The sequence below is a fragment of the Chitinophaga sp. genome (assembly GCF_036566945.1).
Classification (GTDB): Bacteria; Bacteroidota; Bacteroidia; order Chitinophagales; family Chitinophagaceae; genus Chitinophaga.
In genome coordinates, this window is the sequence record NZ_DATCVJ010000867.1 from 1 (window position 1) to 7322 (window position 7322).

Genomic DNA, 7322 nt, shown 5'->3' on the forward strand with positions numbered 1-7322 from the left:
CGATACCGTTATATCTACCGCTAAAGCGCTGGCCTACGCCGGCAACAATATTGACGGCGCCAAAGTAAAATACCGGGTAGAACGCCGGGTAAGGTATCCTTACCCATGGTTATTTTATAAGATAGCCGTCCCATACGGTTCTTCCCGTGAAATCATACACGGCGAAACCACTACAGATGCCAATGGCGCCTTCACCGTGAAGTTCCCTGCCATCACAGATAAGTCGGTGAATCCAGCCAACAAGCCCATTTTCACTTATGTAGTGCATGCCGATGTAACCGACCTGAATGGAGAAACCCGTAGCTCGGACCAATCCGTAAGCGTGGGTTACCAATCCATGGAAATCGCCGTAAATGCGCCCGATCGCATGGAACAGCAGGACCTGAAAGACATTAGAATTTTCTCCAAAAATCTGAATGGTGCGTACGAACCAGCTTCTTTATCGGTACAACTGAAGCCACTGCAACCGAACAAACGCCTGTTGCGCCCCCGCTACTGGGAAACGCCTGACCAGTTTGTAATGGATGAAGCCAGTTACGTACAGGCATTTCCGGTAGATATTTATAAAGACGAGGCTGATGAGAAGACATGGCCCCGCCAGGCAGCAATTGTCAACGAAACGCTTGCCAGCAGCCCGGATGGAAAGGTTACTTTCAACACCGCTAAATTAGCCCCCGGCTTTTATGAACTGGAGGTAAGTGCGAAAGACAAAAACAACGAACTGGTTATACAGAAAACGACTTTCGAGTTAATCGATGTAAAAGCTAAAAGCCTGTCTGCACCTGCCTATCTGTGGTCTTATCAGCCAGAAGCTGTCGTAGAACCCGGAAAGACAGCGGAGATTTTGCTCGGTACATCTGCCAAAGACCTACATATTATTCAATCAAAAATAACAGCTGCTACCAAAGAAGAACGCAGCAGCCTGGAATTGTCCGATATCAAAAAACTGGAATACCCGGTAACAGAAAACAGCAGGGGAGGTATACAGGTAGCTTATGTGTTTGTAAAAGATAACCGTGTATTCCATGAACAAATGGGTGTTTCCGTTCCATGGGATAATAAGGAACTACAAGTAAAACTCGGTACTCACCGTGATAAATTACTACCCGGTGAAAAGGAAAAATGGACCGCTCAAATCTCCGGCTACAAAAACGAAAAAGTGGCCGCAGAAATGCTGGCGTCTATGTATGACGCTTCCTTAGATGCCTTTGTACCGCATCACTGGAGTACACCATATATCTATCCAAATGCCAGTGGCATTACACCGTTTGATGGTCGCGAAAACTTCAAAATGGAGAATTCCGCGCTTCATTATGAGCAGGTCGCTCCCGATTATTTTGATGTCGACAAATCTTACGATGCATTGAATTTGTTTGACTGGATAATGGAAGATGGCGGAAGAGATAGGATGTATGAGCGTGCCCCAATGGCAGCGATGCTTAGCAAGAAAGGAGGAGGCTCGAGAGGTAGAGTAGCAGGAATAATGCTGAAAGACGCTGCAGGCTCCGGTGATTTAGCCGCACCAGCACCAGCGGCCGCCGCACTGACAGAATCAGTAGTAACCGTTGGCTACGGCACAGCGAAACAAAAGGACAAGGCAGGCAGCAACGAAGCCCCCGCCCCTTCCATCCGCAAAAACTTCCAGGAAACCGTCTTCTTCTTCCCTAACCTCCGTACCGACAAAGACGGTAACATCACTTTTGAATTCACCATGCCGGAAGCCCTTACCAAATGGAACTTCCAGGCATTAGCCCATACAAAAGACCTGGCCTTTGGCATGACCAGCGCCAGCATCGTTACGCAGAAAGTGTTGATGGTACAACCCAATGCGCCCCGCTTTGTACGCGAAGGCGATAAAATGGAATTCACCGCTAAAGTGAGTAACCTCTCCGATACCTTGTTAATAGGACAGGCCCACCTGGAACTGCTGGACGCCAATACCATGCAGCCGGTAGATGGATGGTTCCAGAACATTTTCCCGCTGCAACATTTCACGGCCAAAGCCGGACAAAGCACCGTGGTGAGCTTCCCGATACAGATTCCGCATGGTTTCCAGAGTGCGCTGATTTACCGGGTTACGGCGCAGGCGGCCAACTTCAGCGATGGAGAGGAAAATGCCTTGCCGGTATTAACCAACCGGATGCTGGTGACAGAAGCCCTGCCACTGCCCGTTCGTGGCGATGGTAAACACGATTTTACTTTCGAAAAACTGTTACATAGCGATAGTTCCAAAACACTGGTACAACATGCGGTAACGGTAGAATACACCAGCAATCCCGCCTGGTACGCCGTACAGGCATTGCCTTACCTGATGGAATATCCTTACGAATGTGCGGAACAGGTGTTTAACCGCTACTACGCTAATGCACTGGCTACACATATCACAGATGCTACGCCTGGCCTGAAAGCCATCTTCGAAAAATGGAAAATTTCAGATACCGCGGCGCTGCAAAGCAACCTGCAAAAAAATGAAGAGCTGAAAGCCGTATTGCTGCAACAAACGCCCTGGGTACTGGAAGCAAAGAATGAAGCGCAACAGAAAAAGAACATCGCACTGTTGTTTGATCTGCAACGGATGCAGGCAGAAAGAAAAACGGCGCTGGACCAACTGGCCGCCAAACAATTACCGAATGGCGCTTTCTCCTGGTTCTCCGGTATGTGGGAAGACCGCTTTATTACACAATACATAGTTGCAGGCATTGGTCATCTGCAACAGCTGGCACAGACAAAAGATCCGGTAGCCATCAGCATGGCCAATAAAGCGATCGACTACCTGGATAAAAAACTGGATAAAGATTATTACGATCTCATAAAAGCAAAAGCCAATCTGAAGCTGCAACAAATCAGCGCAGAACAAATCCACTATCTATACGCACGTAGCTTCTTTGACCGGCCGGTTCCAGCTGCCATGAAAAAATCATTTGATTTCTTCTTTGCACAGGAACAGCAATACTGGACCAAACAAAGCAGGTATAGCCAGGGTATGATGGCGTTGTCGCTCTTTAGAAAAGGAGATGCTGTAACGCCAAAGGCTATATTAAAATCGCTGAAGGAAACGGCGATGAACAGCAAAGAAATGGGCATGTACTGGAAGGATGTAACGGCTGGTTATAGCTGGCAGCAAGCGCCTATTGAAACACAGGCATTGCTGATAGAAGTCTTCCAGGTAGTAGGCAAAGATGCAGCAGCAGTAGCCGACCTGAAAACATGGTTGCTGAAAAACAAACAAACCAATAACTGGAATACCACCAAAGCTACGGCAGACGCCTGCTACGCGATGTTGTTACAAGGCGGCAACTGGCTGGCGGCTAGTCCGGAAGTAACCGTGCAATTAGGCAATACCACCGTGAAACCCGCTGCCACAGAAGCCGGCACCGGATATTTCAAGGAGAAAATAGAAGGTAAAGCCGTGAAAGCCGATATGGGTCATATCAGCGTAACCGTACAGGATAGTAAAGGACAACCTTCCTGGGGCGCTGTGTACTGGCAGTATTTCGAAGACCTCGATCAAATTACCGCCGCTAAAACGCCGCTGGTACTGGAAAAAGAATTGTTTATAGAAGCAAACAGCGATAAAGGACCTGTACTCACTAAAATCGCCGATGGCAACGAACTGAAGGTAGGAGATAAGGTGAAAGTGCGGATTGTATTGCGTGCCGACAGATCCATGGAGTACATTCACCTGAAAGACATGCGGGCAGCTTGTTTTGAGCCGACCAATGTCATCAGCGCCAGCAAGTGGCAGGGTGGACTCAGCTATTATGAAAGCACCAAAGATGCGTCTACTGATTTCTTCTTCAGCTATTTGCCAAAGGGCACCTACGTATTCGAATATACGCTGTTCGTTACCCATACGGGTAAGTTCTCCAATGGCGTGAGCACGGCACAGTGTATGTATGCGCCGGAGTTTTCGGCACATAGTGCGGGAATGAATGTGAAAGTGACAGAATAAAAAGAATTACGAATTACGAATTTGTGGATAGATAACATCGGATAACATCCGCGTTTACCAGCTCGCCACAAATCCGTAATTCGTAATTCGTAATTTATATTGCATTCTATGAGGAAAGCAGATTACCTTATTATAGGACAGGGAATTGCGGGGACCATGCTGAGCTGGTTCTTACTACAGGCAGGGAAGAAGGTAATCGTTATCGACGACGCGAAACCTAACAGCGCGTCCAGGGTGGCGGCAGGAATCATTAACCCGGTATCGGGGCGCCGCTTTGAGCCGGCCTGGATGTATGACACCATTTATCCGTTTGCAAAAGCTACTTACGAACAGTTGTCGGCTTTGCTGCAGGTGCCGGTTTTTACGGAGCGCCAGCTTTGGACGGTGTTCCCATCTGCGCAGATGCGGGAAGCGTTTTTAAATAAAACGACCGTTAATGACTATACGGAATTGCCGGTGGCGCTGAAGTATGAGGCATTCCTGGACCAGCCTTTTGGTGCAGCCATTGTGAAGGGAGCCACGGTAAACCTGCGTTCCCTGTTGCCGGCGTACCGGCAGTATTTGAAGTCGCAGGAGGCATTGCTGGAAATACATTTTGATATAGCTGCCCTTGAAATAGCGCCTACGGGTGTTATTTATGGAGATGTACAGGCTGGCAAGCTGATTTTTTGTGATGGAGTAGCCACTACGGCGCTTTCTTTTTTCAAGTCGGTCAAGTTTCTGCCCAATAAGGGAGAGGTGTTGCTGGTGAAAGTACCGGGGCTGGAAACAACCGATATTATAAAGAAAGGTATTACGCTGGTGCCACAGGAAAATGGGTTGTTCTGGGCGGGGTCTTCTTTTGTATGGGATTATGAAGATGACCATCCAACCGTCGCACAGCGGGAAGTACTGGAACAGCGTCTTGCGCAGCTTTTAAAGGTCCCTTATGAGGTGGTAGACCATTTATCTGCAGTAAGACCCTCCGGAAATGACCGGCGTCCGATTGCAGGTTTTCATCCTCATTACCCGGCTATCGGGGTGTTCAACGGGCTTGGTACGAAGGGATGTTCGTTAGCGCCTTTTATGGCGGCTCATTTCATGGATGTGCTTGTTACTAATGCGCCACTGATGCCGGAAATAGCCCTGCAACGATATTTTTAACATACGTTGGACATAAAATGCCCGATCCAAACCGTATCTTTGCCCCCCTTATGGGTATAAGTGAACAACTGGATAGTGGTCGCCATTTGAAGACAGCTTGTCCCGTATGTCAACCATAAAACTAACTAAATCAACTATTTACGCATGTATAGGACGCACACTTGCGGGGAATTACGAATGGAACAGGTGGGCCAGGAAGTAACTTTGGCCGGATGGATACAGACAGTAAGAAAGTTTGGCAGTATCAATTTTTTTGATCTGCGAGACCGTTATGGTATTACTCAATTGCTGTTCGGCGAAAGCCTGAATGCCAAACTGGATGCACAGCCCCTGGGCCGTGAATTTGTGATCCAGGTAAAAGGTACCGTAACCGAGCGTTCCAGTAAAAATAAAAACATCCCCACCGGTGATATCGAAATCACGGTGAGCGATTTTACCATCCTTAATGCGGCGAAAACACCACCGTTTACCATTCAGGATGATACAGATGGCGGCGATGAACTGCGTATGAAATACCGTTTCCTCGATCTCCGTCGTAATATAGTTAGACAGAACCTGGAACTGCGTTATAATATAGGACGTGTAGCACGTAACTATCTGCATTCCGCCGGTTTCATGGATATAGAAACACCTTTCCTGATTAACTCTACGCCGGAAGGTGCCCGCGATTTCGTAGTGCCCAGCCGTATGAACCCTAACCAGTTCTACGGACTGCCACAGTCGCCACAAACCTTCAAGCAATTGTTGATGGTGAGTGGATACGACCGGTACTTCCAGATCGTAAAATGCTTCAGAGATGAGGATCTGCGTGCGGATCGTCAGCCTGAGTTTACACAGATCGATTGTGAAATGAGCTTCGTGGAGCAGGAAGATATCCTGACCACCTTTGAGCATATGCTGAAGCACATCTTCAGAGAAATAAAAGGACTCGAGTTCCCGGATGCGTTCCCAAGAATGACCTTCGACGATGCCATGGAGTTCTATGGTAACGATAAACCCGATATCCGCTTTGAAATGAAGCTGGTAAACCTGAACGATACTGTAAAGGAGAAAGGCTTCAAAGTATTTGATGACGCAGAACTGGTAGTAGCCATTGCTGCAAAAGGCTGTGTGGACTACACCCGTAAACAACTGGATGAGCTGACAGACTGGGTAAAACGCCCGCAAATCGGCATGAGTGGCCTCGTATATGTGAGGTACAACGCTGATGGCACACTGAAGAGCTCTGTGGATAAGTTTTTTGACGAAGAGCAACTGAAGTTGTGGGCGCAAAAATGTCAGGCGCAACCCGGAGATCTTATCCTGGTGCTGGCTGGCAAGGAAGAGCGCACCAGGAAAGCTGCAAGCGAACTCCGCCTTGAAATGGGAGAACGCCTCGGTTTGCGCAACAAAAACGAGTTTAAACCGTTGTGGGTAATAGACTTTCCGTTATTTGAATACGCCGAAGAGGAAAACCGCTGGGTGGCCCGTCACCATCCGTTTACATCACCAAAACCAGAGCAGATAGCTCTGATGGATGATCCTTCACAATACGCTAAAATTAAGGCAAACGCCTACGATATAGTATTAAATGGCACAGAGATAGGTGGTGGCTCCATTCGTATTTTCCAGCGTGACTTGCAACAGAAAATGTTTGCAGCCCTGGGAATGACCAAAGAAGAGGCAGAACATAAATTTGGCTTCCTGTTAGGTGCATTTGAATACGGCGCTCCCCCACATGGAGGTATCGCTCTAGGATTTGACCGCTTGTGTTCGTTATTAGGTGGCAGTGAAAGTATCCGTGACTTTATCGCTTTCCCTAAGAATAACTCAGGTCGCGATGTAATGATGGACGCACCCGCTGCTATCAGTCAGGAACAGCTTAACGAATTGAAAATCAGTCTGGTGAAATAGTTTTTAAACCACTGGCTACTGGCAATTAGTCATAACTAAGTCACTAAAAGCTGGCAGCTGGTCGCTAACACCTGATGTGGTATAGTCTTTGCAAGTAGCAGGGCTTTGTAGTCAAAAATCCCCTTTGATATGGCAAATTGCCGCATCAAAGGGGATTAGCACTAATATAAGGGTACAATATTTTTAACAAACGATTAACGGGATAGATAAGAAAACGAAGAGACGTATTATTTAAATTTTTAAAGTAATATTGCGGTGTGATCATCGTTGATATGTGAGGAAGAAAGTGATGCTGAAAACACAGAGAAAACTATCACCTGATACAAAAAATACT

The 7322-nt window shown here is 47.4% G+C and carries 3 protein-coding genes; all 3 read left to right on the forward strand.

The window, feature by feature from the left end:
* On the forward strand, nucleotides 1–3952 hold a 3952-nt coding region (locus VIP81_RS26205), incomplete at its 5' end, for an alpha-2-macroglobulin family protein (protein ID WP_331968212.1).
* 108 nt (nucleotides 3953–4060) lie between these two features.
* Nucleotides 4061–5095, forward strand: coding sequence for an FAD-dependent oxidoreductase (locus VIP81_RS26210; protein ID WP_331968215.1), 1035 nt, complete (start codon nucleotides 4061–4063; stop codon nucleotides 5093–5095).
* Nucleotides 5096–5239: 144 nt separating this feature from the next.
* Nucleotides 5240–6988: an aspartate--tRNA ligase gene (aspS, locus tag VIP81_RS26215; RefSeq protein WP_331968218.1), complete on the forward strand. Its 1749-nt coding sequence runs from the start codon at nucleotides 5240–5242 to the stop codon at nucleotides 6986–6988.
* The last annotated feature ends 334 nt before the right edge of the window (nucleotides 6989–7322 follow it).